The organism is Pseudoalteromonas sp. GW168-MNA-CIBAN-0100, from assembly GCF_040309225.1.
GTDB lineage: Bacteria > Pseudomonadota > Gammaproteobacteria > Enterobacterales > Alteromonadaceae > Pseudoalteromonas > Pseudoalteromonas arctica.
The window spans coordinates 68,935-94,918 of record NZ_JBEOOL010000005.1 but is presented as its reverse complement, the minus strand read 5'-3'; the positions used below and the strand labels follow the sequence as shown (position 1 = coordinate 94,918).

The window sequence follows — 25,984 nt, the reverse complement described above, 5'->3', positions numbered from 1 at the left end:
ATAGAGCATCAATTCAGTACAATTGGTGCAAAGTTAAAGCGTAAGTTACAGATACAAAAAAGCCGAGATTGAATTTCAATCTCGGCTTTTTAATACATAAAACTTATCGTTTTATATATTAGTTATTTGCGTTACGTTGGCGCAATACTTCAAACAAACAAATACCCGTGGCTACCGATACGTTTAAGCTTGAAACAGTACCCGCCATTGGGATTTTAACGAGCATATCGCAATGCTCACGCGTTAAGCGTCGCATGCCCTCGCCTTCTGCGCCCATAACAATCGCCATTGGCCCCGTTAAGCTTGCATCAAATACGTGGTTATCAGTTTCGCCAGCAGTGCCTACAACCCATACGCCTGCATCTTTAATTTCGCGAAGCGTGCGTGCAAGGTTAGTCACTTGAATAAGCGGTACTGTTTCGGCTGCGCCACAAGCAACTTTACGTGCTGTGCCGTTAAGCTTGGCAGAGCGATCTTTAGGTACAATTATAGCGTGAACACCAGCAGCGTCTGCACTACGTAGGCATGCGCCTAAGTTATGCGGATCGGTAATACCATCAAGCACAAGTAAAAACGGTGTGTCTTCACGAGCGATTATTGCATCAAGATCTTTTTCGTTAAACGTTGGCGCTGCTTTTACGTTGGCAATAATACCTTGATGCTGCTCACCCTTTGATTTGCTATCAAGGGCTTTACGCTGCATAAACTGTACTGAAATACCAAACTTACGTGCTTCATCAATAATCGGAGTTGAGCGTTTGTCGTCACGACCCTTAAGGGCGTAAATTTCTACAAAGCGCTCTGGTTCGCTTTCTAAAATTGCTTCAACAGAGTGAAAGCCAAAAATTAATTCATTACTCACGTATTATCTGCTCCTGGGCTAGTACTTTTACGGGCATTTTTGCCAGCTCTTTTAGGCTTTTTAACTGCCTTCTTCTTCGGCTTTTTCTTTACGGCAGTGTCTGCTGCTTTTTTATCTGCGGGTTTAGTTGCAGACTTATTTGCAGGCTTGCCTTTATCTTTATTTGCTGGCTTTTTTTTACCTTTTGGTTTGTCATCGCTGTGCGACTTTTTACCCGGTACTTTGCCTGCTTTTAATTGCGAACGCACACTTGCTGGCGCATGCTCAGATTTACCTGAACCTTTTTTTGGCGCACGACGACGTGAGTATCTGTCTTGTGCAACATCGCCTTTAAGCGTTAAGTTGATACGGCGATCGTCTAAACTAACCGACGCAACTTTTACTGTTACTTTATCGCCAAGGCGATAAACTTTGTGAGAGTGCTCACCTATTAGGGTGTGTTTTGCAGCGTCATGTGCAAAAAATTCGTCGCCTAAATTAGTAACATGAATAAGCCCATCAATTTGTAAATCGTCTAAACGAATAAACAAACCAAAGTTAGTGACCGATGAAATAACACCGTCAAACTCGTCACCTACATGATCTTGCATAAACTCACATTTAAGCCAGTCGGCTACTTCGCGAGTTGCATCATCGGCGCGGCGCTCTGTGGTAGAACACTGCTCACCAAGTTGATCAACTTCGTCGTCGGTATAAGCGTATTCGCCAGACGTTTGCTGACCTTGTGCTTTTATAACTGCTTTAATAGCACGATGTACTACTAAATCTGGGTAACGACGTATTGGCGATGTAAAGTGCGCATAAGCCGATAACGCTAAACCAAAGTGACCAATGTTATCTGGCTGATATACAGCTTGTTTCATTGAACGCAGTAGCATAGTTTGAATAAGCTCGGCTTCTGGGCGGTCACCTAGTCGCGCTAATACTTGGGTTATTTCTTTTGGTGTTGGCTCGTCGCTTAATGTGCTTTCGATACCTAACTCGCCTAAAAACTTAGTAAAGTTACCTAGTTTTTCGCTGTCTGGTTCGTCATGCACACGATAAAGCGCGCTTGCTTCGTGCTTTTCAAGAATTTTAGCCGCCGATACGTTGGCTAAAATCATACATTCTTCAATGAGTTTGTGCGCATCGTTACGAATAACAGGCACTATTGATTCTATTTTACGCTGAGCGTTAAATACAAAACGTGTTTCTAGGGTTTCAAACTCAATGGCACCACGGTCTTGGCGTGCAGCTTTAAGTGCCATATACATTTGCTGTAAGTCAGTTAAATGTGGCACTACGGCTGAGTATTCTTCGCGTAGTTTTTCGTCGTTTTGTAAAATGGCATTTACTTTGGTGTAAGTTAAACGTGCATGCGAGTTCATTATCGCTTCGTAAAACTTATAGCCCGAAAGTTTACCCGCGCTCGATACGGTCATTTCGGCAACCATACATAAGCGATCTACTTTTGGATTAAGCGAACATAATCCGTTAGAAAGCACTTTTGGTAGCATCGGAATTACTTGCTCAGGGAAATACACTGAGTTACCACGCAAAATTGCTTCTTTGTTAAGCGGCGTGTTCATTCCTACGTAATGCGATACATCGGCAATGGCAACCCATAAGCGCCAGCCACCCGATTTTTTAGGTTCACAGTATACGGCGTCATCAAAGTCGCGAGCGTCTTCGCCATCAATAGTTACAAGTGGTAAGTCACGTAAATCTACGCGGCCTTGTTTGTCAGCGTCTTCAACAAACTCACCTAGGTGAGCAACTTGTGCTTCAACTTCTTCTGGCCATACATGTGGAATATCGTGATTGCGCAGTGCGACTTCGATTTCCATACCTGGGGCTAAATGCTCACCAAGTACATCAATAATTTTACCTACCGCGTTCATGTTACGGCTTGGATTTTGAGTGATTTTAACCTGCACCATTTGGTTATGGCGGGCACCGTTTTCGTTGCCTGGTAAAATCATTATATCTTGCGTTATGCGCGGGTCTTCAGCTACCACAACGGCAACACCATGCTCAACAAAGTAACGGCCAACAATTGGCGCGCGCTCGTTAGTAAGCACTTTTATAATACGTGCATCGCATTTTGAGCCAGAGCCACGTTTAGTGCCTTTAGCTAGTACAATGTCGCCATGTAACACCATATTCATTTGGTGCTTAGCAATAAACCAATCTTTACTCTCGCCTTCAACTTCTAAAAAGCCAAAACCGTCTCTGTGGCCTATTACTTTGCCTTTGGTTAAACCGGCTTCGTCAATTAGGGCATAGCATTTAAATTTATTAAAATACAGCTGTCCGTCACGCTCCATAGCGCGAAGGCGGCGTTTAAATGCTATTTGGCGTTCGTCATCGTTTACTGCTAGTTCTTCACATAATTGCGCGTAGTTAGCAGGTTTTGAACGCTCTTGAAGGTGAGTAAGTATAAACTCACGACTAGGGACTGGGTTTTCGTACTTTTCTTGTTCTCGACTGAGATTTGGATCTTGGTTTGACATTCACTATCTTGTTAGTTGGTTATGTAGGTATTTTAACCCATATAGTTATAATGAGACAGGTAAAAGCGATTAAACTTTTAAGAAAGCACTTTTACCTTGCTGTTTATCTTGCTGTATAGTTTAAAAATCTAGCGCAATGGGGCTTAACGACCCCTTAACTGCAAAGTGTTTAGTCATATCGTAGTAATGCTAAAACCTTTTCTTATACTATTTTTTTTGTAGGTTTTTCCACAGCAGTTTACTTATATTATCAATAAAGCTTGGGTCTTCCTCTTTCATTGTAAGCAAAATTTGCTTATTCATTTGTGTTTTATTTTGAGCGTAAATCCAACGATTTTTATTAAATTGCTGGGCAAACTCAAGTGCACCCGCTTGTAGTTCGTCGTTATTTGCAAACACAGCTTCAACTACTTTGTTCTCTAGCAACTGCTGTGCACCAACACGCTCTCCTGACATAGCTAAACGATTAAAGAATGTTTGCGAAATTGCTTTATTAATTATAGGAAACATCGACGGTACAAACGGCACCATCACATCCACTTCAGGAAAACAAAAGAAGCCTTTGTCTGATTTCATAAATCTAAAATCGCACGCACACGCAAGCACAGCACCATTGCCATAGGTATGCCCGTTTAACGCAGCAATAATAGGCATAGGAAAAGTAACTATGCGCTTAAACAAGTCACTTATTTGAATCATAAAGTCAGAAATAGCTGCAGGTAAAATACTTGGATTAGACATCCATTGAAGGTCTATGCCTAATGACCAGTTTTTGTCACTCGAGGACGTTAAAATAACTGACTTAATATTTTGATCTGCTTCAATGTGGTCAAGGTGTAAATTAAACTCAGCCAAAAACGCTGGATTGTGACGGTTTTCAGCGGTATTCATGGTGAGTATAGCGGTGTTATTTTTAGTTGTTAGTTCTATTAGATTTGCCATTAAACCCTCTTTTAACGCTTTTTAAGCTAACTTTAAGCGCTGTTCGTTACTTTTAAATAACATAGTAATACTTTGCTTATAATTTATAAACCCACTATTTAAAGCCATCCTTTTTGTTTAGCTATACGCGCAGCATCTATACGGTTAGTGGCGTTTAGCTTAGCAATAGCGTCTGATAAATAATTACGTGTGGTACCTTCACTTATAAATAACTGCTTGGCTATGTCGCTTGTTTTAAGGCCGTCGCTTGCAAGTTTAAGTGCTTTGCGTTCTTTATCGGTAAGTGGATCTGCGTCGTCTAATGCATTAATAGCAAGCTCTGGGTCTATCACTTTTTGCCCCTGCATTACTTTTTTAAGCGCATTTATTAGCTCTTCACTGGGTGCTTCTTTTAAAATAAAACCTTTAACGCCTGCCGTAAGCGCTCGCCTAATATAACCCGCACGAGAAAATGTGGTCATAATAACCATTTTTATAGCGGGGAACTTAGTGGCTATTTTTTCACTCAGCTCTATACCATTCATGGTTGGCATTTCTATATCGGTTAAAATTATATCGGGATGTAAATCACTATCAAGCGCTTCAATTGCATTAAGTGCATATTGCCCGTTACTTGCTTGCCCAATAATCTCAATATTAAAATCGAGTCCTAACAATGCTGCTACTGCGTCGCGCACAAGCGCTTGATCTTCCACTAAATACACTCTGATCATTGTAAATCCTTAGCTAAAATTGGTAGCATTACATTTAAAGTAAAAATATCGCCACAGGTAAATGTTGCACTGCCATTGAGTTGCTCTGCTCGCTCTTTAATACCATTTAGGCCATTGCCCGAATTTAATGTAGAGCACGGTGCACGATCAATAACGGTAATGAGTAGCTGCTGCGCTGTTTGTTCTATATTTATTTCGCAATTTTTTGTGCTGCTATGGCGTAGCAAGTTGGTAACGGCTTCTTTAATTATAAGGCCGGCGATGCCCTCGACTTTAGCGGGTAGAGTATTTAAAACCACATTAAATGAAACGTTAAAGTCTTGTTCTATTAATCTTTGTTTTAACTGTGCTACTTGGCTAACAAGGTTAAGCTGTTTTAAATCACTAACGGCGCTTCTTACATCACTAAGTAACTGCCTTGCAAGATCGGCCACTTGTGCAATTTCGCTATTTGCTTGAGCGTAACGCTCACCTTGGTTTAATTTATTGGCAAGCTCAGCTTTTAAAGCAATAGATGACAATGAGTGGCCTAAAATATCATGCAAGTCGCGGGCTATCCGTTCACGCTCAGCAATTGCTGCTAATTGCTCTAATTGGTTAGCGCTTTCTTGTTCGCGCTTTTTGTATAAGCTTTCTCTCTTTGCTGCAATACCGTAACTAAATAAGGCTGCACATAAAATCAAAGCAACGGCTAAAAAGTATTGAACCTTCCCTATATCACCAATATATGCGCTTAATAAAACCGTAGATATAATCGCGAGTGCAGCATAAATTCTTTGATGGTAGCTGTATGCATAGCCTGCTACGTACGCTGCAAAGCCAAATAAAGTAGGAGTACCTGTGGTGTAAAAAGTGGCGCAAAAACAAATTAATAGCATGGCTACAAACAACTTGGTCACCCCTGCACTTTTGCAGTTTATTGCTTTTACATATAAAAGAATAAAAGCAACATAAAAGGCTAAAGACATCGTTATTTGGTTAGCAGTAAAGCTCGCAAAATTAATTATTAATGGGAGTAAATAAAAGCCTGTAAAAATTAAATGCCCATATTTCCAAAAACCTTTATCACTTTGTTGAGAAAAGGAGTTAAGCGAGCTCATACTAATACCTCAGGCATATTATTTTTACTTATAGGACTATTTTTATTAATAAATATAAATAACATAAAAATGCATGCCAGCATAAAGCAATCTGCGTACGTAATCGTAAAACTTAACGCCTCTAGCACTTCATTAATAGTTAAGCTGATTAAAATTAAAGAATTCATAATTATCCCCTGTTGAGTAAGGTAACTATGCCAGCGTATAAAAATAATAAGAGTGTGAAGTGTCATCAACTTTTATGACATTTGTCATGCGATAAAAAAATTCATCTTAAGAATTTTTAAGCAATGTTAATATGTTCAAAAAGTACAACAAGGAAATTAAATGCAATCTCAGCAGCAAAGTTTAATTTATTTGCACATAGCGGTATTACTTTTTGGCGGAACCGCTCTATTTGCCAAGCTTATTGGTTTAAATGCTTTAGATATTACCGTTTACAGAACTGCAATTGCAGGAATGGCTATTTTAGCCATGCTGTATTTTCAAAAAAAACAAATTAAACTCAACAAACCTAAAGACTACCTTATTGCGTTATTTTTAGGTGTTGCGGTGGGTATTCACTGGGTTACCTATTTTGCTGGTATGCAAATGGCCGGTATAACAATTGGGATGTTGGCGTTTTTTAGCTACCCCGTAATGACGGTGTTTTTAGAGCCCTTATTTAATAAAAGCAGGCCAAAAGCAAAAGATATAATAAGTGCGGCGGTGGTTGTTTTAGGTATTTACTTATTAGTCCCAAGTGCGAATTTAGGCGACGATGTGACCTTAGGTGTAATAACAGGTGTTATATCGGCATTGTTTTTTTCAATCAGAAACATTACCCATAAGCGCTACTTTAGCCAATATGGTGGCCCGCAAACTATGTTTTATCAAACCTTAGTGGCAAGCATTATGCTGTGCGCATTTATAGAAGTGCCGGTATATGAGGTTAGTAATCACGACCTAATTTTAATTGCCATAGCGGGTGTTATTTTTACAGCTACACCTCATTCATTATTTGCAGCAAGTTTAAAGCATTTATCAGCGGCAACTGCGGGGTTAATTTCTTGCTTACAACCACTTTATGGCACCATACTGGCTATAGTAATTATTCATGAACGTCCTACTGTTATGACGTTAGTTGGTGGAGCACTCATAGTTAGTGCCGCTTGTTTTGAAACGTGGTCAATCACTAAAAAGGCTCGACAATGAAAGTATTTGCACACCGTGGTGCCAGTGGGGATTTTCCTGAAAACACCGAAAGCGCTATTTTAGAAGCGTTAAAAGTAGGTGTTGATGGTATTGAAGTAGATATTCAAAGTTCCTTAGATGATTACATGGTAATACACGACTCATGGCTCGATAGAACCACCAGCGGTAAAGGTAGGGTGAGTAACTTTACGGCACATGAACTCTCTAAACTTGATGCTGGAAATGGTGAAAAAATTCCCACTCTTCAGCAGCTGTTTGATTGGAATAACAATAAATCTTTATTAAATATTGAGCTTAAACATACGTTTGAACTAGAAAGATTTGTGGCTCAACTTGAAGAAAACATTGAAGCTAACAAAATATCGAAAGCGAATATTTTAGTATCATCGTTTGATCATCATCAACTACAGTGGCTTAAAAGCAAGCTACCATGGCTTAAAATAGGCGCCCTTACTTCTTCTATTCCAATTAACTATGCAAAGTTTGCAAGTGATTTAAACGCTTATAGCGTACATGCAGATAAAACCTTTATAAATAAGGCTTTTGCTGATGATGCAAAAAAAAGAGGCTTAAAGATTTATGCTTATACGGTCGATAGAGAACAAGATATAGCGCTAATGCTTGAGTATGGCATAGACGGAATTTTTACAAATTACCCAGCGCGAACCAAAGCTTACTTGTTATCGTTACAAAGAAGCTAACTTACACCTCCCTAACTAAAATAAGAATCGTAGGGCTTAAGCATAATGAGTAGTTTTATGAAAATTTATAACTATATAGAGCAAACATTCTTTTTTACGTTAACGCGTAAAATAGTCGGTAATTTGAGTTTTGTATTATTGTTCCAAGCAATTACGTTATTTTGGCTGCATCAGAGCTTAAGCGAACAACAGCAAAGTACAGGGCTATTTTGGCTACTTACGCTTGTTATTATATCTGGTTTTATTTTTACTCTTTTTTATATGCGTTTTTTAATTGTTCGCCCTGTTACTGCTATGCGCGATACTTTGATAAAAATAAACCAACAAGATGCAAATTTAGCAGCAAAACTTCCCCACTTTTCGTATGACGAATTTAAAGATTTAAGTTCACAATATAATATATTTACTGCCCATTTAAGTGAGTTACTCAGCACAACATATAACAGTGCTCAAGCTAGTGCACACAGTAATATACAAGTCACTGAATCGATGAAAAATACTGAGCAATCAAGTGAGCAACAAATACAGTTAAGCCACAGTATTATTAATGCCAGTATGCAAATAACCCAAAGCTTACAAAACATAGTAAATAATACAGATAGCGTGCATAACGTTAATAATGAACACCTTAACTTTGTAAAACTATCTGCATCAGAGCTCGCTGCTTTAGTAAAGCAGGTTAAACTTATTACTAATATGCTAGGTAGCTTTTCAAATACAATTGCGGGACTGAAAGAGAACAGTGAAAACATTCGTAGTATTTTAAAAATGGTTGAAGAGTTTTCTGATCAAACTAATTTGTTAGCCCTTAACGCCGCAATAGAAGCAGCTAGAGCGGGTGAAGCTGGCAGAGGATTTGCCGTAGTTGCAGACGAAGTACGCACACTTTCAATAAAGGTAAGTGGCGCAACTAGGCAAATAAGCGACTTTATAAATCAGATGAATGATTTGGTAAACGAGACAAATAAAGAGTCAGAGCAATTAATGATTCACTCCAATAATGCACAAAGCTCAATTAGTGCAACCTCCGAGGGTTTTACAAAAATGCTTAGTGAGTTTGAGCACAACCAACAACAACTACAACAAATAGCCAGTGCTGTACATATGCTTGAGGGCACTCAAACTAATACTCACCAATCGGTAGAGCAAATAGTAGCTTTAGGTGAGCAAGCTAAACAGCAAATAGATACGGCATTAGCCGATAGCGAGCAATCTCAACAGTTAAGCTTACAGACCCAACAACAGTTAAAGCGCTTCGTGCGCTAAGAAGCGTTTTCGGGCTCAGAGAAATATGGTAAATTACGCAGCTATTAATTTAAGTGTGTGAAGTGTGTGAGCAACCCTACCCCAGACTATGAAAAATTAGCCCTACAAATAAAAACCTGGGGGCAAGAGCTTGGTTTTAGCGAAGTAGGTATTACTGATATTGACCTATCTAAGCACGAAGCCCAATTGCAACGCTGGCTTGATGCTGGCTACCACGGCTCGATGGATTATATGGCTGCTCACGGCATGAAACGCGCTCGCCCTGCTGAATTAGTACCAGGTACACAGCGTGTTATATCCGTAAAAATGAATTATCTCCCTCCCGATGCTGGCTTTGCAAAAACCTTAAAAAATAAAGAAAAAGCATACATAAGTCGTTATGCACTGGGTCGTGATTACCATAAATTAATGCGTAATCGTTTAAAAAAACTTGGCCAACAAATAGAGCAAGAAATTGGCGAATATGGCTTTAGGCCATTTGTAGATTCAGCCCCGGTACTTGAGCGTCAACTTGCCGAAAAAGCCGGTTTAGGGTGGCGTGGTAAGCATTCTTTATTAATTAACCAAGAAGCAGGATCGTGGTTTTTTTTAGGCGAGCTATTTATTGATTTACCTCTACCAATAGATGCAGAGAACACGTTTGAAGGCTGCGGAAAATGTGTTGCTTGTATCACTCTTTGCCCAACAGGTGCAATTGTAGAGCCTTACGTTGTTGATGCACGTAAATGCATATCGTACTTAACGATAGAACACCAAGGCCCCATACCCGAACAATACCGAACTTTATTAGGCAACCGTATATATGGTTGTGATGATTGCCAGTTGGTATGCCCTTGGAATCGTTATGGACAAATAACGGATGAAAATGACTTTCATCCCCGTACTCAATTAAAAAATAAAGATTTACTTGAGCTATTTGCTTGGGATGAGCCTACATTTTTAAAAAATACCGAAGGCAGCCCTATTCGCCGCATAGGTCACGAACGTTGGTTACGTAATATAGCGGTCGGTTTAGGTAATGCAGAGTTTAGCCCGGCTATTATTCATGCCTTACAAGATAAAAGCCAAATATGCAGCGAGCTTGTTTTAGAACATATTGAATGGGCGCTTGCTCAACAAAACGATAAACAACGATTACAAATTCGTAAAACGGCTAGGTTAATCAGAATCGTAGAAAAAGGCTTACCCAGAGATGCATAATGCAGTTGGAGTAAGCCTTAAAGTAACATTATTTGATTAAGTATATTTAGCTCTTTAAAAGCAATGACAGGTCTTGCTCAATTTCAGCAAAAGCTGCTTTTACCTTTTTAACAGACTCCTCTCTGGCCACTGAGTTTTGGATAGTTTCATCTACTTTTTTATAAATAAACACCTCCTGATCTTCATCTAATCCCATTGATGGGATACGTTCTTCGAGCTCTTCTTGTAACTGTTTAAACACTTTTTCGTTGTTTTGACGGTTGTCATTCAATAAGCTAATTAAGCCATGAAACTTACTGTGAACTGTACTTGCTACGGCATTAAGTTTTGCTTGTTGTGATTCAAGCATTTTCTTAGTCATGATGGCGCGTAGCTGCTGCTCGGTAACACTGACAATAAAACATACGTGGTCGCGTATACGCCCGTGCTTATCTGGATCGTGATCAGGCATATTTAAAATAAGTAAGCTAATCAATTCATAGTTAACTAAAATTCGATGCGAAAATTCATGTAAACGCCCTTTGTTTTTAAGCATTTCAAATAGCTCCACCACAATAGGTGAACACACGCCACTTAATGCAAAGTGACTAATTTCATCGTTCTCTCTAAACTCAACATTACTTTGCAAATCAAAAGATTGTAGGCAATCTATAAGCGCTTTACCTAGCTCTTGAGGGTCGTTAATAAAGCCTATGTTTTCAACGTAGTTAACTATCTGCCCCATTTCACTGCTGTTAGCCATGGCATTAAATGCAGTTGATGTAGCATCTTCAACTTGCTTTTCAAGGCTTTGTTTTTCAACAAGTACTTGGTTTAAATTTTTAAGCTTTGACTTAAGTTCATCATGGCCAAAGGGTTTTACAATATAGTCTTCTGCACCAACCGAGTAGCCTTCCATGCGCTCTTCAACTGTGCCACGAGCAGACACAAACATAACAATAATGTGTGCTGTATTTGGGTTTGCTTTAAGTGCCTTACATACTTCATAGCCGTTCATTTGCGGCATACTTACGTCGAGCAATATAACCTGAGGCATATAGCCCTCAACCATGTTTAAACACTCAGGACCACTCGTTGCTACTTGTAATTCAAAATCAAGATCCTCTAAAATTTCCTCAATAATTTCAAGGTTAAAGGGTTCGTCATCAACGGCAAGTATTTTAGTTAAGGCCATAATTTATCATCCATTCAAATTCTCAAAAAGTTACTTGGCTTGCCAAAAAACAATTAATTACTGTGTTGTATTAATTGATCTTCAGCCAAATGATCATCTAGATTTATTTCTAATGGCACCTGTATAGATATAGTTGCACCACCATTTTCGTTGTTACGTGCAGTGATCTCACCTTGATGTAAAGACACAAACTCTCTACACAATGCAAGGCCCAATCCGGTACCACCGGCACCGCTATTTGTTTTGCTGCTTTGTACAAACTTAGTAAAAATATGTTCCAGCTCATCTTCTGGTATACCGACCCCACTATCGGTAACCTCTATGGTAGCAAATCGACTATCTGACTCTAAATTTATCTGTATTTTACTTTTTGGTTCACTAAATTTGAGTGCATTACCTAATACGTTTCGAAGTAATTGGTTTATTTGCTCTTCATCACACTGCGAAATTACAGGTAGCGGCTGCGCGGTGAATACAACCTCAATTTCTTTTTCCATTGCCGTACCAGATACATCATCAATACTTGTTTTTATAATGTTCGCTAAATTATATGGACGAGGATTAAATGGAAACTTACCCACATCTAGCTTAGATAGGTCGAGTAAATTATTTAGTAACGACAGTAAACGCTCACCACTACTCTCTATTCGCGATAGGTATTTAATTAGTTTCTCTTTTGCAAAATCTCCAGTTTCTAATTTGCTTAAACCAAAACGTGAAAAACTTAAAATCGAATGCATTGGTGTGCGAAGTTCATGCGACATATTTGCTAAAAATTCTGATTTACTTAAATTTGCAGCTTCAGCAATATTTTTTGCATGTTCAAGCTGTGAAGTACGCGCTCTTACTTGCTCTTCAAGGATATCTTTTGCTTCAAGTAGTAAATCTTCTTTTTGCTTAAGGTGGGTTACATTTTTAAATATTACGGCAAGTGCTATTTCACCATGGTGATCTATCTCATTAAAAGATCCCACTAACGGTATATAGCCCCCTGCAGTTTTAGATAAACGTAAGTCGCAGCTAAATTGGCGATTACTATTTAATGTCGAAATTTTATTTTTAATACCTAACGTTGAATCATCATCTAAAAAGCTAAATACTGATTTACCTTCTAGTTCGTTAAACGGTAAGTTAAATAGTTTTAAACAAGCATCATTAGCTTCTATCACTCTACCGCATTTCTCAAACAACATAATTGCATCGGGCGTATGCTTATAAATAACCTGAAGTAGGCTGTCTTTTTCAATCAGGGCATCAACTGTATCTTGTAGCCTTTCGACAAGTTCTGCGTTATGGCGTTTTAATAGCTCTGTTTGCCACAGTTTATGTATTGATTGTAATAATGAGCTGTCGTTCAATGGCTTAATAAGTACGTCTTCTACACCTTGACGAATAGCTTCAATCATTGAAACTTGATCGGGACGTGAGGTAAATAATAAGCAACGGCAATGTGGTTGCATTATTTTTAAGTTTGAAAAAATTTCTAAACCGGTTCCGTCATCTAAAACAAAATCACTTATTAGTATATCGATTTGCTTTTCTTTCGTAATTTCTAAAGCTTCTGCAGAGGTGGTTGCTGTATGGGTCTCGATATGAGCACCGATCAAGCTGCTTTTCATTTTTTCGAGGCGCTCAGGAACATGATCGACGAGTAAAATAGCGGGTAATTGCAAAATATGATTAGAGCCTAATTCTAGTAGGCTCTCTAAAAGAGAAGTAATTTCTTTATTAGAAAAAAATGGATATATCACGGTTGCGTCAGGCGCAACATGATTTAGCTCACTAAACGCAGTTAGTTGCTCACCACTTTGTGCTTTTGGAGCAAGCAGCATAAAACGCTCTTGCGCTACTTGGCTAACAAGCGGTTTTATAGAATCAACAGGCACACCATGGGCAACAACAACTAAGTCGTAGTCGCCTATATTGGTATACATGTCTAGCATGCTGAAATGAATTAATTCGACTTCACATCCTATTAATTCTAAAAGCACTTTCACACGCATTGCGATGACACTGCTACTATCAACAATTAATATTTTTCGAATCATCAAGCTACACTTCAAATTAATAAACTTAATATGTTAATAGCGTAGACTATTTTTATTTAATTGGCATAAACCCTTCGTCTTATTTTGTAAAAAAATATTACAACATTATGAAAAATAATTTATTCCAGATGTTTTCCAAAAATAGTAAGGCTATACGCCTTATCATCCATTATGGCAACGCTTGGCAACTCACCCCATATTGCAAAATCAAAATGCTTAAACAATTTAACACTCGGTAAGTTATGACTAAAAATAAAGCCGAGTAATACTTTAATATTTAATTGCTTAGCTTGTGTTTGAGCAAATATCATTAGCTTTTTACCAAGCCCTTTACCTTGCGCTTTACTGGTAATGTAAATGCTCATTTCTACTGTGCCGTCGTAAGCTGGGCGCCCATAAAACGATTTATAACTTACCCAAGCAAGTACTTGGTTATTTTCGCAGTAAACGTAAATAGGCCTTTTATCGTTGTGGCTATTAAACCAGTCACGCTTTTCGTCAACGCTCACTTCTTGCGTATCTGCAGTTACCATTCGCCCTGCAATAGTTTCGTTATAAATGGCTACAATTTCATTAAGATCATTAATAGTTGCTAAACGGATTGTCATAGGTCATTAGAGGGTTGATCAATTTGTTCCATATTAGCGTATGATTATCCAATCAAACAATCGTAAAGTTTAGGTAATGTAATGCTTAAAATAATTATAATAGGTTTAACGGCTTTACTTATTAATGCTCCCCTTCAAGCTCAAACACCATCAATCATAAATAAAACCTCTACACAGGACTGCCAAGATTTTACCAATGTAGATATACGAAAGCTTCGCTCAAAAGAATCTATTAACTTGTGCCAATTTAAAAATAAACCTTTGTTAATAGTAAACACGGCAAGTAATTGTGGTTTTACATATCAATTTAAAGGCCTTGAAGCGCTATATCAACAATACAAAGAGCAAGGTTTAGTCGTATTAGGGTTCCCCTCTGATGACTTTTTTCAAGAAGAAGACAATGAAAAAGAAACAGCGAAAGTATGCTTTGTAAATTATGGTGTAACTTTTCCCATGTTTGCCACCAGCAAAGTTCGTGGTAGCGAAGCAAATCCAATTTTTAAATATTTGAATGAGCAAACTAGCTCTCCAAATTGGAACTTTTATAAATACTTAGTGTCTGCTGATCGTAAAACAGTTTTACGGTTTAACAGCAAAGTGGCACCTAATTCAGAGCAAATGATTACTGCAATTGAAACTGCGTTTTCTGATAAATAAGTTTATACTGGTACAATTAGTTGAAACTAACTAGAATGATATTTCAATTCGGTTAAAAAAACACCACACTATACTCGGGAGATTTTATGACAGTAGCAAGCGCACGACATATACTTGTAGACAGTGAAGCACAATGCTTAGACTTAAAAACAAAAATTGAGCAAGGCGAAGACTTTGCTGAACTAGCAAAAGCACATTCTAATTGTCCTTCAGGTCAGGATGGCGGTGCTCTTGGTGAGTTTGGCCCTGGTATGATGGTTCCAGAGTTTGATAAAGTTGTGTTTTCTGCACCAATTAATCAAGTACAAGGCCCTGTGCAAACTCAATTTGGTTATCATTTACTTGAAGTTACTAGCCGTTCAGAATAAATTTAACTGTACTGTAAGTAACATTTGATAAAAGCCGCTTATGCGGCTTTTTTATGGAGTAATTATGCAATTAATTGGTTCTGTACCTTCACCTTACGTGCGCCGCATTAGAATTTGGGCACAACAAAACAGCTGCAAACTAGAGCTTGTAAGTCTCGATATATTTTCTGAGCAAGATCGCCCTACTATGGCCAGTAAAAATCCAGCTCGAAAAATCCCAATACTGGTAGATGGCGACTTAACTCTTAGTGACTCTAATTCTATATTGCGTTATTTACTTGAAAAAACAGGTCAGCCAAAACTAACGTGGCCTCAAGAGCACTTACTTACGACTATAAATGCTTGTAACGATTCGTTAGTAGAAATGGTGTTATGTAAACGTTCTGGATTTGACACCAAAAGCGATAAATTATTTTTTAATCTGCAAAACGAACGTATTGAACAAACATTAAGCTTTTTAAATACCCATTTAAGCGATGAAGAATTTAAAAGCTGTGAATACCTCAACATCAGTTTATACTGCCTGCTTGATTGGATTTGCTTTCGCGAATTAGCTGACTTTAGTCAGCATTCAGCGCTTGTTGCTTTTCATAAGCAATATGACGAGCGCCAAGCAGCAATAGACACCAATCCTCGTCACTAATTTAAAAGGGTAAACACATGAGCGATATCGAAATTGAATCACAACTAGTTAACTTCGTAGAAAAAGTACGTGTTAGCGAAGTAATTTGGGCACTTGGTGCAGAAGATAATGGCTTTGTAGTGTGCGATTCTAACCAATTTGACGAAACTGACGTACTACTGCTTTGGGAAAGTGAAGCAGCAGCTAAAGCACAGTGTAAAGAAGAGTGGAAAGATTACAGCCCAGTAGAAATCAACCTTGATGAATTTTTAGATGCATGGGTTGAAGACTTAAATGAAGATAACGCACTTGTTGGTATCAATTGGAATGACGACCAAGTATGTGCAGAAATTGAACCTACAGGTTTAGCTCGCGCATTGAGTGAATAATACTTTATACGCTTTACTCTAAAAGCGGATAAAACCCGACTAGCATCTACTGCTAGTTGGGTATAAAATAAAACACATCATTATTTTCAAGGTATTACGTTGAAAACCCATCTTGGTCGCCGGCCCTTTTCAGCCATGGAACTGCACACTCTTTATAATGGATATATATACGGTGATTTTAAAGTTGCACGAGAGCAACCAAAACACTGGCATTTTTGGCTCCCTTTAATTGCATATTATAGTGGTGCTTATAGCGATGAGATTGGTTATTTAACGCTTGACGATCTGTCCCTTGAAAAAAACGTCTTATGCTTTAATTTTCATACCCACGGTAAAATAAAACCTCGCTTAGTTCCTGTACATCAAGCACTTATAAATGCTGGATTTAATGAATATATAACGTTCATCAAATCGCAAAACCAACACCGATTAATGTTCGACTTACCGGCTAAAACTGGCAGGTACAGTGAAAAAGTCCGCATTTGGTTTTCAGGCGAAGGTGAGCGAGCCGGTTATCTGCAAAAATGTGATATACCAAACGTAGATCAACTCGGTATGAAAACAGCAATAAGCAGTCTTCGTCTTAACTTTGAGCAACAAGTGCGTATATACGCCCTACAAGCTAACTCTAAAGACGCCTTTAATTACTTGATGGGTTTTAACGAGTATCCACACGATGTGTTTAGCGATACCCACTTATTAAATACCGTTGTCCAACAAATACGTATTATTAACTCACACCTGCATTGGCAGCGTTTTATAACGCGCGAAAGCCACTGACAAACTTTGTTACTATTTCCCCTTAAAGTCACCGTTATAATCAATTACTCTATTTAAAAAAACTGTTAGGATATCTAACCCCCTAATTATATGAGCATAAAAAAGCCTATTTAGGGTAGTTTCTAACAACAACAATCTAGGGATCACTATGTTTCTTAAAAGCCTCTTAACAGTGAGCGTTGCTTTGGCAATGGGTGCTGCAAACGCTAACGAATTCGTTATTGAAAAACTCGCAAAACCAAGTTCACAACAGGTGTCGTTAACACTCGACCCGAGCCAAGATACATTCACAGGGATGACTGAGATTGCCCTAGAAGTACTAAAACCAACAAAATACATTGAGTTAAATGGCGTAGCTTACGCTGTTAAAATGGCGCAACTGCTTGGTGATGAAAACTGTGATTTAAACAATGAAATGCTTAAAACAGGTAAAGTAAAATTTAGCTGTGATGAGCAAATTCAACCAGGTAAATACACACTTAAAGTTGATTTTTCAGCGCCATATAACCGTCAAAGTGTTGGTTTATACAAAACATTAGACCAAGGCACTCCTTACTTATTTACTCAATTTGAAATGAGTGATGCACGCCGTGCATTTCCTGTTTTTGACGAGCCAAGTTACAAAATTCCATTTCAGCTAACGATTACTGCGCCTACATCACAAAAAGTATATTCAAATACGCCAGAGTTAAAAACAACAGTTAATGGCGATATGACCACACACTTTTTTGATAAAACACCGCCAATCCCTTCATACCTAGTAGCGATGGCTGTTGGCCCGTTTGAAGAATTAGAAATTAAAGGCATGCCAATTCCTGGTCGTGTAATTACCCCTCAAGGTAAAATTCACTTAGCCCAATACGCAAAAGAAAATATGCCAAAAGTACTGGGCGCACTTGAAGCGTATTTTGGTATCCCTTACGTTTACAAAAAATTAGACTCAGTAGCTGTACCAGAATTTCCATTTGGCGCAATGGAAAACTCAGGCTTAGTGACCTACAGAGAAGATATTTTATTGGTTGATTTAGCTGCCGCAACACGCAATAAGAAACAACGTAATGTATCAATTATTGCTCACGAACTTGCTCACCAATGGTACGGTAACTTAGTAACCATGAAATGGTGGAACGACTTATGGTTAAACGAAGCGTTTGCTAGCTGGATGGCTGCAAAAATTACTAAGCAGCTTAACCCTGAGTTTGAATCGCACTTAGACCTGCCGCAAAATAACGTAATGGCACTTGATGCACGCCTAAGCACCAAGCCTATTCGTAAGCCAATTAAAACCGAAGCCGACATTATGGACGGTTTAGGTCTAGCTTACAGTAAAGGCAGCTCAGTACTTGCTATGGTTGAAAACTGGATTGGCGAAGATGCATTCCAAAAAGGTATTCAAAGCTACTTAAAAGAGTTTTCATATAAAAATGCTGAAGCGGCCGACTTATGGGAAGCACTTGGTAAAGCATCAAATAAAGACGTAGCGAGTGTTTTAAAATCGTTTATTGAACAGTCTTCTTTCCCACTAGTTAAAGTAACTCAACAAGGTAGCAAAGTAACTATTTCACAAAGCCGCTTTGTAAATGCAGGCGTTGATGCGCCAGAGCAGTTATGGAATGTACCGGTTGCAATTAAATATGGTGCTGGCGATAAAGTAAAAACAGCAAATGTATTACTTAATAAACAAAGCCAAACACTAGACTTAGACTTTGAACCAGAATGGATTTATCCAGATCAGGGTGCACTAGGCTACTACCGCTGGGTAATGGATGACGCACAATTTAGCGCACTTGTTAAAAAGGCGCCAAGCGTACTGAGTGACCGTGAACGCTTAGCGTTATTATCGGCTACTGATGCACTACTTGACGCTGGTGTTATATCTGCTGCTAAGTTAATGCAAACACTTGAAGTGTTCGTAAGCGATAGCCACCCTCGCGTAGCAAATACCGCGCTAGGTTACTTAGTATCGCAACAACGTACTTTTAAAGACGATAGCAATAAAGACCTATGGCCTGAATTTATTCGCGGTGCAGTAACGCCTGCAGCTAAAAAATATGGTTTAGAAGCTAAAGCGAGAGAAAACGGAGCTATTGCACAACTTCGTGCGGCCGTTGTATCACGCTTAGGTTTTGATGGTGAAGATCAAAACGTAATCAGTAAAGCGAAAGAACAAACACAAGTTTATTTAAATGATCCACAAAAAGTAGACCCTTACTTAGCCGGTACGTACTTAACTCTTGCTGCTTTTCATGGTGACAAAGCGCTGCTTGATCAATTCATGACAACGTTTAAAACAACGAAAGATCCACAAGTACGCACTAACATGCTTGCTGCAATGGGCTTTTTTGGCAAACCTGAATTACAAAAAGCGGTATTAGCTTATAGCTTAACGGATGAAGTAACTGCATCTGACATGCGTACTATTTTGTCAGGTCAAAGTTATACAGATGAGCGCCAAGCGTTATTTATTGACTGGGTTTACAGTAACTACGATAAAGTAACAGCAAGCTTACCGCCTTTCTTTATTCCTAACTTGCCGTACTTTACAACGGCGAGTTGTAATGCAGAAAGCTTAGCTAAAACAAAGACCTTTTTTAACGAAAAAGTAGCTGATGTAGCAGGCTACGCGCGTACATTAAGTAAGCTTGAAGAAAGCACAAACGATTGTATCGCGCTTAAAACACGTGAACTAGAATCGGTTAATAGCTTCTTAAAAAGTAAATAATTATTAGGCTTATTGAGCTATAAAAACACAAAAGCCGCTGAATATAAATTCAGCGGCTTTTTACGTTTATGTTTACGTTTATATTTTTGCTTTATTTAATTACCAATAATCATCGTAAGTTTAGCTATAAAATCTTTGGCTGCTTGTTCAGAATTTATTTTAAACGCAACACCATAGTGAATAGGTTGGGCGCTTTTAAAAATGCGCGTAGGAAAGCGTGTCATCTCACTGCTATGGAAGTACCCTTGCGCACGAGTTACGCCATCAATATCACTAAAGTCATCGCTAAACACCTCAAATGCTGGGCGAATTACTATTTTACCCTTGCCGCTTTCGCTGTGGGTATAAAATGCTTCTTTAGAGTTTACTAACATGTACTCTGCAATATTTTTAATCTTAAAATTACTTCTGCACTGTAATTTAATGAGCTGTTCTGTCAGCTCGTCTGCACTATAAGCCACGTGTAATCCCTATTAGTTAATTTGCGTATTAGATTAACGCATACACACAATAAAATCTGAATTTATTTGTCTGCTTTACTGAGTTATATCACATACAAAAGCGAGTTTTTCATTGTTGTAACTCATTCTTGTTATATTTGTTTCGCAGTAGGTGCTTAAATTAAGCCATTGCGATACTTCATCACTTCCATCAAGTTTACGCTGATAAACGCGGTTTTTAATAGCATAAGCGATAGTTGCATCATCTTTCAAAATAAAATCTTGAACTTGAGCAGGTAACCTTAGTAGGTCTTCAACTTGTTTATCTTGTGGATTAAAACTCGCTAAAATATGTTGCTCGTTTTTAGTGTAACTAAATAAAAATGCAGCCGTAGAGTTGTTATAAATAAGCGTTCGGCCAATATTGCTGGCAGCTATTTTTCCCTTCGCTTGTGCAACAGAAGTATATTGAAGAGTATGAGGCTTTCCTAAAATAAACATCACTAAATCATTTTGAACGCCCCAAGCATGGTACCCAACAGGTTCAATCCAATCAAAAATACGACTTGGCGCATCTTCGCTTTTGAGTGGGTATTGCCACAGTTTTTGCTTACCATCTACCTCTACAACAATCGCTGATACTGCATCACCACTTGGCACAATCGTTGGTGAATATTCGCTTACGGGAGAGTTACTGATATTAATAACTTTTTTTGATGTTAAATCATAATAAGCAATATCGGTTTGGCTCTGCTCATCTGCAATCACCTCATGAGTAAAGTATAAACCTGTACTTGTTAAGTACGGTTGGTTGTTATAACTGTTTTTATCACTCACTATATTAACTTGTACCCCATAAGGCGTATTTAAATCAGCAAGTAATACTTGGCTTTTTGGCATGCTAGCCTGTGCCATAATTGGGCTAAGCGCTGCTATAGAAAATATCCCAAGTAATGGTTTAATAAGTTTCATGCTTTCTCTCGTTTTAATTTTAAGCACCTCATGATAACGTTATTTGCTGATGACGTCACTTGAGCTAAATCAGTCAACTCTTAAGATACCCAAACGGCTTAAAATAATGTTAAGTTTAGTCTGGTTATAAAACCTGGTCCTAAAAAAGAGAATTAACATGTCAGCTAAAAATCCTATTATTGCGATTACGGGTTCCTCTGGTGCGGGTACAACCACCACAACCAATGCAATTAAACATATTTTCCGTAGCCTTAATATTGAAGCGGCTTTTATCGAAGGAGATAGCTTTCATCGTTACACTCGCCCTGAAATGGATAAAAAAGTACGTGAAGCACAACAAGAAAATAAACACATTAGTTACTTTGGCCGAGAAGCAAATGACTTTGGTGCTTTAGAAGCGTTGTTTGAAAACTATAGTGAAACAGGCCAAGGTAAGTTACGCCGATACTTACACACCTTTGATGAAGCCGTCCCATATAATCAATTACCGGGTACATTTACTCCTTGGCAAGACCTTGATAGTAATACTGATATATTGTTCTATGAAGGGTTACACGGCGGCGTAGTTGATCAAGATGTAGACGTAGCAAAGCATGTCGATTTATTAATAGGCATGGTTCCAATTATTAACCTTGAGTGGATTCAAAAATTAATACGCGACACATCCGAACGAGGCCATTCTCGCGAAGCGGTTATGGGCTCTATTGTGCGCAGTATGGATGACTATATAAATCATATTACCCCGCAGTTTTCTCGTACCCATATTAATTTTCAACGCGTGCCTACTGTTGATACATCAAACCCATTTAGCGCCAAAGATATTCCATCTCTTGATGAAAGCTTTGTAGTTATTCGCTTTAGGGGTATTGATGATGTTGATTTTCCTTATTATTTACGGATGATCGAAGGCAGTTTTATGTCTCGTATAAATACACTTGTAGTACCAGGCGGTAAAATGGGCTTAGCTATGGAGCTTGTACTTACCCCATTAATTAAAGATATTATTTTGAAAAAGCGTGCACTGGAAAACCTAGCACCACTCGATTTACCTATTTGATTACCGACTCTTTTTTGTTAAAGCTAACTCACGTACACTGCTGATTTTGCTCAAGGTGAGATCAGCATGTCACAACAATTAAAAATTATTGTCGGTTCTAAAAATCCTGTAAAAATAAATGCCGCTAAACATATTTTTACTATGTATTTTCCAGAATGTATCATTGACTGTGAAGGTGTGAATGCTCCCTCAGGCGTGCCCGATCAGCCTATTGGCGAAGACGAAACACGTATTGGCGCGCAAAACCGTGTTAATTATTGCAAAAAGCACCACCAAGCTCACTATTACGTTGCAATGGAAGGCGGTGCAGAGCAATTTAGCTATGGTGCAGCAACCTTTGCTTACGTTGTTATTGATAATGCCTTAAATCAAGTTGTAGGGCGTAGCAGCAACCTTCCTCTACCCCAAGTACTTTATAATGCATTACTTAAAGGTGAAGAACTTGGCGATGTAATGGACAAAGCATTTAATACCACCAACGTTAAACAAAAAGGTGGCGCTATTGGTCTACTTACCAACAATCATGCCACGCGCGAAAGTACCTATACACAAGCACTCACTTTAGCTATGGCGCCTTTTTTACACCCTGAGCTATACGGCCAAACAAATTAATTTAGGAAGTTTAATGAAGTATAACTATGTATTGTTTGATGCAGACGAAACCTTATTTAGGTTTGATATTTTAGCGGGCATGACTCGCATGTTTAAAGCTTACAACGTAGATTTTAGCCAAGACGATTATATTCATTATCAAAAAACCAATAAGCAGCTGTGGGTTGATTATCAAAATGGCACTATTAGCGCAGATTACTTACAAGTAACACGCTTTAATGAGTGGGCTTCAAAACTTAATGTGCCAGCAAAAGAGCTAAACGATGCTTTTTTAGATTCTATGGCGCAAATTTGCGAGCCATTACCTGGTGCTATTGAGCTTTTAAATAAACTTAAGCCAAATGCTAGATTAGGTATTATTACTAACGGATTTGCCCGCTTACAAACCGTACGCCTTGAGCATACTGGCTTAAAAGATATGTTTGAATGGTTAGTTATATCTGAACTTGTAGGTATAGCAAAACCGAATAAAGCGATTTTCGAGCACACATTTGAGCTAATGGGTAACCCAGATAAAAGCGAGATACTTATGGTAGGTGATACTGCTGCAAGTGACATACTTGGCGGCAACAATGTTGGTATTGATACTTGCTGGTTACAGCACCCTGGTGAGCAATTAGCCGACGGAATAAAGCCAACCTATACCGTAGCTAGTTTAAATCAGTTACAAGCTCTTTTGGAGTTATAATAAAGTATAGAGCTATTAAATTTCACGCAAAAAAATGACGCTAATTAGCGTCATTTTTTATAACTGTTTTTCGAGCTGCTCTTTTACTGCTTTTAGGCTGGAGCTAACTCAAGACCGGGTGCAGGCATCGTCACAGGCGTTTCAAATGTTGCCCACTCCCATGCTGACTCTGTAGCCATAATTTTACGAAGTAATTTATTATTTAAATCATGACCCGATTTAAATGCAGTTACTTTACCTAAAAGGTTATGGCCTGTCATAAACATGTCACCAACACAGTCTAATATCTTGTGCTTAACAAACTCGTCGCTATAACGTAAACCGTTAGGATTTAAAACTTTGAACTCATCAAGTACCACAGCACTATCCATGCTACCACCTAGCGCTAGGTTGTTTGCATGCATGTATTCAATATCTTTCATAAATCCAAAAGTACGCGCACGGCTAATTTCTTCAATAAAGCTTTGCGTTGTTATATCCAACCCAATACGTTGGCGACTTTCATTGATAGCTGGGTGGTTAAATGCAATCTCAAAGTCGATATGAAAACCATCATATGGTTCAACTTCAGCCCACTTATCACCTTCTTCAATGCGTACTTTTTCTTTAATACGGATAAAGCGTTTAGCAACGTTTTGCTCTTCAATTCCGCCTTTTTGTAACAGATATATGAATGGTAATGCACTACCATCCATAATCGGCACTTCTGAGCTATCTAATTCTACAATTAGATTATCAATTCCCATTGCAGCAACAGCTGCAATAAGATGCTCAGTAGTCGATAAGCGAACACCATCTTTGTTAATTAAACAGGTACACAACTGCGTATCACCAACGGCTTCAGGTGTTGTTTCAAAATCAACAACCGGATCAAGGTCGACACGACGAAATACAATCCCAGTATTTGCGCTCGCAGGTCGGAGAGTTATTGTGACCTTCTCACCTTTATGAAGTCCAATTCCTATGGCTTTGACTACTTCTGCAATCGTACGCTGTTTAATCATAGGTATGCTCACTTTTAAATCAGTTACAGTTATATGGCGGATTTTAACATAAATCCTTTTGTCTTTCAATATTTGTACATATTTCAAACAAAAGTATTATTAAATGTTAATCAGCCTGCTTACGTAAAAAAGCGGGGATATCAAAATAATCACCACCTTCTGATTTATCCGCTTTTTTACTATTTTGTGCTGAAGAGCTTGATGCACTGCTTGAACTAGTTGTAGGCGCTTTTTCTTTGCTTTGCGTTTGCGCTTTAGCAGTGTTTTCTTCAGTGTTTGTATCTTGGCTTGCAAAGCTTGGTACGTACATACTGCTCGTTTGGTTTGATGTGCTTGCAACATCAGAACCTGATGCTTTTTTAAAGCCGTTATCAACAATACCAAACTGTGGACGACGATCGCCGCCTAAGCCAGTTGCAACAACCGTTACACGTAGCTCATCAGTCATTTCTGGGTCGATTACCGCACCAACAACAACCGTTGCGTTTTCTGACGCAAGTGCTTTAACGTGATTACCAACAATTTCAAATTCTTCAATCGCAATGTCCATACCTGCGGTGATATTAACTAAGATACCTTTAGCACCTGTTAAATCAACGTCTTCTAGTAGTGGGCTTGAGATAGCCGCTTCTGCTGCTTCTTGTGCACGATCAGGACCTGACGCGGACGCCGTTCCCATCATTGCAGTACCCATTGCAGACATTACAGTTCTAACATCGGCGAAATCCACGTTAATTAAACCAGAACGTGTAATTAGCTCTGCTATACCTTGTACCGCACCAAATAATACGTCATTAGCTTTAGCGAAGGCATCTAGAAGTGTAGTCCCTTTTCCTAAAACTTTAAGCAATTTATTGTTCGGAATTGTAATAAGTGAATCTACAATTTCTGACAATTCGTTAATACCTTGTTCAGCGGCTGCTGCACGTTTTTTACCTTCAAAATCAAAAGGACGTGTTACAACTGCAACGGTTAAAATACCGAGTTCTTTAGCAATTTTAGCAACTACCGGTGCTGCACCAGTACCTGTACCTCCGCCCATACCGGCTGCAATAAATACCATATCGGCGCCTTCAAGGCTGGCACGAATTGTATCTGCATCTTCTTCAGCCGACTTACGGCCTACTTCAGGGTTTGCGCCCGCACCCAACCCAGAGGTTATTTGCGTGCCTAGCTGAACTGTAATATCGGCAGCAGAGTTACGTAATGCTTGCGCATCCGTATTAGCGGCTATAAAACGCACGCCTTCTATTTGTTGTTTAACCATGTGCTCAACAGCGTTACCGCCACCACCGCCCACGCCGATTACTTTTATTACAGCTTCTTCGCTGTGTTGTTCCATTATATCAAACATGTTTACTCTCCGACTTGAG

General features: G+C 38.7%; 25 protein-coding genes. 13 read left to right on the top strand and 12 right to left on the bottom strand.

All coding sequences use genetic code 11. The features are described 5' to 3' along the window. Positions 1-118 precede the first annotated feature (118 nt). The 5 genes from rlmB to AAEY62_RS04340 all read right to left on the bottom strand — a co-directional run bounded on the left by rlmB (position 119) and on the right by AAEY62_RS04340 (position 6,109). A complete protein-coding gene (gene rlmB / locus AAEY62_RS04360; protein WP_007378377.1) occupies positions 119-862 on the bottom strand; it encodes a 23S rRNA (guanosine(2251)-2'-O)-methyltransferase RlmB in 744 nt (247 codons plus the stop codon). Next, positions 859-3,354 carry a ribonuclease R gene (rnr, locus tag AAEY62_RS04355; protein ID WP_197112341.1) on the bottom strand — a complete coding sequence of 832 codons (2,496 nt, stop codon included), beginning with the start codon at positions 3,352-3,354 and terminating at the stop codon, positions 859-861. Before rnr ends, rlmB begins: the two co-directional genes overlap by 4 nt. Positions 3,355-3,561: 207 nt before the next feature. Continuing rightward, entirely contained in the window at positions 3,562-4,296 is a 735-nt protein-coding gene (locus tag AAEY62_RS04350) for an enoyl-CoA hydratase/isomerase family protein (protein WP_024609139.1), read from the bottom strand. A gap of 98 nt (positions 4,297-4,394) precedes the next feature. Next, positions 4,395-5,009 (bottom strand): response regulator transcription factor, encoded by a 615-nt coding sequence (locus AAEY62_RS04345; RefSeq protein WP_024609138.1) that lies wholly within the window; start codon positions 5,007-5,009, stop codon positions 4,395-4,397. Then, on the bottom strand, positions 5,006-6,109 hold the full coding sequence (locus tag AAEY62_RS04340; RefSeq protein WP_197236755.1) for a sensor histidine kinase: 1,104 nt from the start codon (positions 6,107-6,109) through the stop codon (positions 5,006-5,008). Before AAEY62_RS04340 ends, AAEY62_RS04345 begins: the two co-directional genes overlap by 4 nt. A gap of 327 nt (positions 6,110-6,436) precedes the next feature. Here AAEY62_RS04340 and AAEY62_RS04335 point away from each other — a divergent pair, with 327 nt between their 5' ends. The 4 genes from AAEY62_RS04335 (at position 6,437) to queG (ending at position 10,470) form a co-directional block, all read left to right on the top strand. After that, positions 6,437-7,303, top strand: a complete 867-nt coding sequence (locus AAEY62_RS04335; RefSeq protein ID WP_007579930.1) for a DMT family transporter — start codon at positions 6,437-6,439, stop codon at positions 7,301-7,303. Continuing rightward, positions 7,300-8,004: a glycerophosphodiester phosphodiesterase gene (locus AAEY62_RS04330; RefSeq protein WP_024590225.1), complete on the top strand. Its 705-nt coding sequence runs from the start codon at positions 7,300-7,302 to the stop codon at positions 8,002-8,004. The genes AAEY62_RS04335 and AAEY62_RS04330 overlap by 4 nt, the downstream gene beginning before the upstream one ends. A 45-nt stretch (positions 8,005-8,049) precedes the next feature. After that, on the top strand, positions 8,050-9,270 hold the full coding sequence (locus AAEY62_RS04325) for a methyl-accepting chemotaxis protein (RefSeq protein WP_024590224.1): 1,221 nt from the start codon (positions 8,050-8,052) through the stop codon (positions 9,268-9,270). Between the two features lie 66 nt (positions 9,271-9,336). Then, a complete protein-coding gene (queG, locus tag AAEY62_RS04320) occupies positions 9,337-10,470 on the top strand; it encodes a tRNA epoxyqueuosine(34) reductase QueG (protein WP_024590223.1) in 1,134 nt (377 codons plus the stop codon). A 46-nt stretch (positions 10,471-10,516) separates the two neighbouring features. On the opposite strand, the gene AAEY62_RS04315 is transcribed toward queG, so the two are convergent. The 3 genes from AAEY62_RS04315 to AAEY62_RS04305 all read right to left on the bottom strand — a co-directional run bounded on the left by AAEY62_RS04315 (position 10,517) and on the right by AAEY62_RS04305 (position 14,300). Beyond that, a complete protein-coding gene (locus AAEY62_RS04315) occupies positions 10,517-11,644 on the bottom strand; it encodes a response regulator (protein ID WP_024590222.1) in 1,128 nt (375 codons plus the stop codon). Between the two features lie 53 nt (positions 11,645-11,697). Beyond that, positions 11,698-13,692, bottom strand: a complete 1,995-nt coding sequence (locus AAEY62_RS04310) for a hybrid sensor histidine kinase/response regulator (RefSeq protein WP_024590221.1) — start codon at positions 13,690-13,692, stop codon at positions 11,698-11,700. Between the two features lie 119 nt (positions 13,693-13,811). Beyond that, positions 13,812-14,300: a GNAT family N-acetyltransferase gene (locus tag AAEY62_RS04305; RefSeq protein WP_007579917.1), complete on the bottom strand. Its 489-nt coding sequence runs from the start codon at positions 14,298-14,300 to the stop codon at positions 13,812-13,814. An 81-nt stretch (positions 14,301-14,381) separates the two neighbouring features. Here AAEY62_RS04305 and AAEY62_RS04300 point away from each other — a divergent pair, with 81 nt between their 5' ends. The 6 genes from AAEY62_RS04300 to AAEY62_RS04275 all read left to right on the top strand — a co-directional run bounded on the left by AAEY62_RS04300 (position 14,382) and on the right by AAEY62_RS04275 (position 19,838). Beyond that, positions 14,382-14,957 carry a glutathione peroxidase gene (locus AAEY62_RS04300; RefSeq protein ID WP_024590220.1) on the top strand — a complete coding sequence of 192 codons (576 nt, stop codon included), beginning with the start codon at positions 14,382-14,384 and terminating at the stop codon, positions 14,955-14,957. A gap of 86 nt (positions 14,958-15,043) precedes the next feature. Further along, entirely contained in the window at positions 15,044-15,325 is a 282-nt protein-coding gene (locus AAEY62_RS04295) for a peptidylprolyl isomerase (RefSeq protein ID WP_002958009.1), read from the top strand. Positions 15,326-15,389: 64 nt separating this feature from the next. Beyond that, positions 15,390-15,968, top strand: coding sequence for a glutathione S-transferase family protein (locus AAEY62_RS04290; RefSeq protein ID WP_007579913.1), 579 nt, complete (start codon positions 15,390-15,392; stop codon positions 15,966-15,968). Between the two features lie 17 nt (positions 15,969-15,985). Next, a complete protein-coding gene (locus AAEY62_RS04285; RefSeq protein ID WP_007579911.1) occupies positions 15,986-16,336 on the top strand; it encodes a DUF2750 domain-containing protein in 351 nt (116 codons plus the stop codon). Between the two features lie 99 nt (positions 16,337-16,435). After that, positions 16,436-17,116: a site-specific integrase gene (locus tag AAEY62_RS04280; protein ID WP_024590219.1), complete on the top strand. Its 681-nt coding sequence runs from the start codon at positions 16,436-16,438 to the stop codon at positions 17,114-17,116. A 148-nt stretch (positions 17,117-17,264) separates the two neighbouring features. Continuing rightward, the gene (locus AAEY62_RS04275) at positions 17,265-19,838 is read left to right on the top strand and encodes a M1 family metallopeptidase (protein WP_350634631.1); all 2,574 of its coding nucleotides are present in this window, start codon (positions 17,265-17,267) and stop codon (positions 19,836-19,838) included. 95 nt (positions 19,839-19,933) lie between these two features. Here AAEY62_RS04275 and AAEY62_RS04270 read toward each other — a convergent pair whose 3' ends face one another. Both AAEY62_RS04270 and AAEY62_RS04265 read right to left on the bottom strand, forming a co-directional pair. Further along, a complete protein-coding gene (locus AAEY62_RS04270; protein ID WP_007579906.1) occupies positions 19,934-20,299 on the bottom strand; it encodes a hypothetical protein in 366 nt (121 codons plus the stop codon). 75 nt (positions 20,300-20,374) lie between these two features. Then, on the bottom strand, positions 20,375-21,250 hold the full coding sequence (locus AAEY62_RS04265; protein ID WP_350634630.1) for a TolB-like translocation protein: 876 nt from the start codon (positions 21,248-21,250) through the stop codon (positions 20,375-20,377). A 157-nt stretch (positions 21,251-21,407) separates the two neighbouring features. Between AAEY62_RS04265 and AAEY62_RS04260 the strand changes: the two genes are divergently transcribed. The 3 genes from AAEY62_RS04260 to yjjG all read left to right on the top strand — a co-directional run bounded on the left by AAEY62_RS04260 (position 21,408) and on the right by yjjG (position 23,607). Further along, the gene (locus AAEY62_RS04260; RefSeq protein ID WP_007579904.1) at positions 21,408-22,307 is read left to right on the top strand and encodes a phosphoribulokinase; all 900 of its coding nucleotides are present in this window, start codon (positions 21,408-21,410) and stop codon (positions 22,305-22,307) included. A gap of 66 nt (positions 22,308-22,373) precedes the next feature. After that, positions 22,374-22,919, top strand: a complete 546-nt coding sequence (yjjX, locus tag AAEY62_RS04255) for an inosine/xanthosine triphosphatase (protein WP_007579903.1) — start codon at positions 22,374-22,376, stop codon at positions 22,917-22,919. Positions 22,920-22,932: 13 nt separating this feature from the next. After that, a complete protein-coding gene (gene yjjG / locus AAEY62_RS04250; protein ID WP_165724736.1) occupies positions 22,933-23,607 on the top strand; it encodes a pyrimidine 5'-nucleotidase in 675 nt (224 codons plus the stop codon). Positions 23,608-23,699: 92 nt separating this feature from the next. Here yjjG and lpxC read toward each other — a convergent pair whose 3' ends face one another. Both lpxC and ftsZ read right to left on the bottom strand, forming a co-directional pair. After that, positions 23,700-24,611 (bottom strand): UDP-3-O-acyl-N-acetylglucosamine deacetylase, encoded by a 912-nt coding sequence (gene lpxC, locus AAEY62_RS04245; protein WP_007582940.1) that lies wholly within the window; start codon positions 24,609-24,611, stop codon positions 23,700-23,702. A 106-nt stretch (positions 24,612-24,717) separates the two neighbouring features. Continuing rightward, the gene (gene ftsZ / locus AAEY62_RS04240; RefSeq protein ID WP_007582938.1) at positions 24,718-25,965 is read right to left on the bottom strand and encodes a cell division protein FtsZ; all 1,248 of its coding nucleotides are present in this window, start codon (positions 25,963-25,965) and stop codon (positions 24,718-24,720) included. Between the last annotated feature and the right edge of the window lie 19 nt (positions 25,966-25,984).

Coding starts and splice junctions, on each gene's coding strand:
- rnr (WP_197112341.1), bottom strand. CDS start 3,354: ATGTCAAACCAAGATCCAAATCTCAGTCGAGAACAAGAAAAGTACGAA.
- AAEY62_RS04350 (WP_024609139.1), bottom strand. CDS start 4,296: ATGGCAAATCTAATAGAACTAACAACTAAAAATAACACCGCTATACTC.
- AAEY62_RS04290 (WP_007579913.1), top strand. CDS start 15,390: ATGCAATTAATTGGTTCTGTACCTTCACCTTACGTGCGCCGCATTAGA.
- yjjX (WP_007579903.1), top strand. CDS start 22,374: ATGTCACAACAATTAAAAATTATTGTCGGTTCTAAAAATCCTGTAAAA.
- AAEY62_RS04300 (WP_024590220.1), top strand. CDS start 14,382: ATGCTTAAAATAATTATAATAGGTTTAACGGCTTTACTTATTAATGCT.
- AAEY62_RS04275 (WP_350634631.1), top strand. CDS start 17,265: ATGTTTCTTAAAAGCCTCTTAACAGTGAGCGTTGCTTTGGCAATGGGT.
- AAEY62_RS04340 (WP_197236755.1), bottom strand. CDS start 6,109: ATGAGCTCGCTTAACTCCTTTTCTCAACAAAGTGATAAAGGTTTTTGG.
- AAEY62_RS04305 (WP_007579917.1), bottom strand. CDS start 14,300: ATGACAATCCGTTTAGCAACTATTAATGATCTTAATGAAATTGTAGCC.
- AAEY62_RS04295 (WP_002958009.1), top strand. CDS start 15,044: ATGACAGTAGCAAGCGCACGACATATACTTGTAGACAGTGAAGCACAA.
- AAEY62_RS04345 (WP_024609138.1), bottom strand. CDS start 5,009: ATGATCAGAGTGTATTTAGTGGAAGATCAAGCGCTTGTGCGCGACGCA.
- AAEY62_RS04260 (WP_007579904.1), top strand. CDS start 21,408: ATGTCAGCTAAAAATCCTATTATTGCGATTACGGGTTCCTCTGGTGCG.
- ftsZ (WP_007582938.1), bottom strand. CDS start 25,965: ATGTTTGATATAATGGAACAACACAGCGAAGAAGCTGTAATAAAAGTA.
- AAEY62_RS04285 (WP_007579911.1), top strand. CDS start 15,986: ATGAGCGATATCGAAATTGAATCACAACTAGTTAACTTCGTAGAAAAA.
- AAEY62_RS04335 (WP_007579930.1), top strand. CDS start 6,437: ATGCAATCTCAGCAGCAAAGTTTAATTTATTTGCACATAGCGGTATTA.
- AAEY62_RS04315 (WP_024590222.1), bottom strand. CDS start 11,644: ATGGCCTTAACTAAAATACTTGCCGTTGATGACGAACCCTTTAACCTT.
- lpxC (WP_007582940.1), bottom strand. CDS start 24,611: ATGATTAAACAGCGTACGATTGCAGAAGTAGTCAAAGCCATAGGAATT.
- yjjG (WP_165724736.1), top strand. CDS start 22,933: ATGAAGTATAACTATGTATTGTTTGATGCAGACGAAACCTTATTTAGG.
- AAEY62_RS04310 (WP_024590221.1), bottom strand. CDS start 13,692: ATGATTCGAAAAATATTAATTGTTGATAGTAGCAGTGTCATCGCAATG.
- AAEY62_RS04265 (WP_350634630.1), bottom strand. CDS start 21,250: ATGAAACTTATTAAACCATTACTTGGGATATTTTCTATAGCAGCGCTT.
- AAEY62_RS04330 (WP_024590225.1), top strand. CDS start 7,300: ATGAAAGTATTTGCACACCGTGGTGCCAGTGGGGATTTTCCTGAAAAC.
- AAEY62_RS04325 (WP_024590224.1), top strand. CDS start 8,050: ATGAGTAGTTTTATGAAAATTTATAACTATATAGAGCAAACATTCTTT.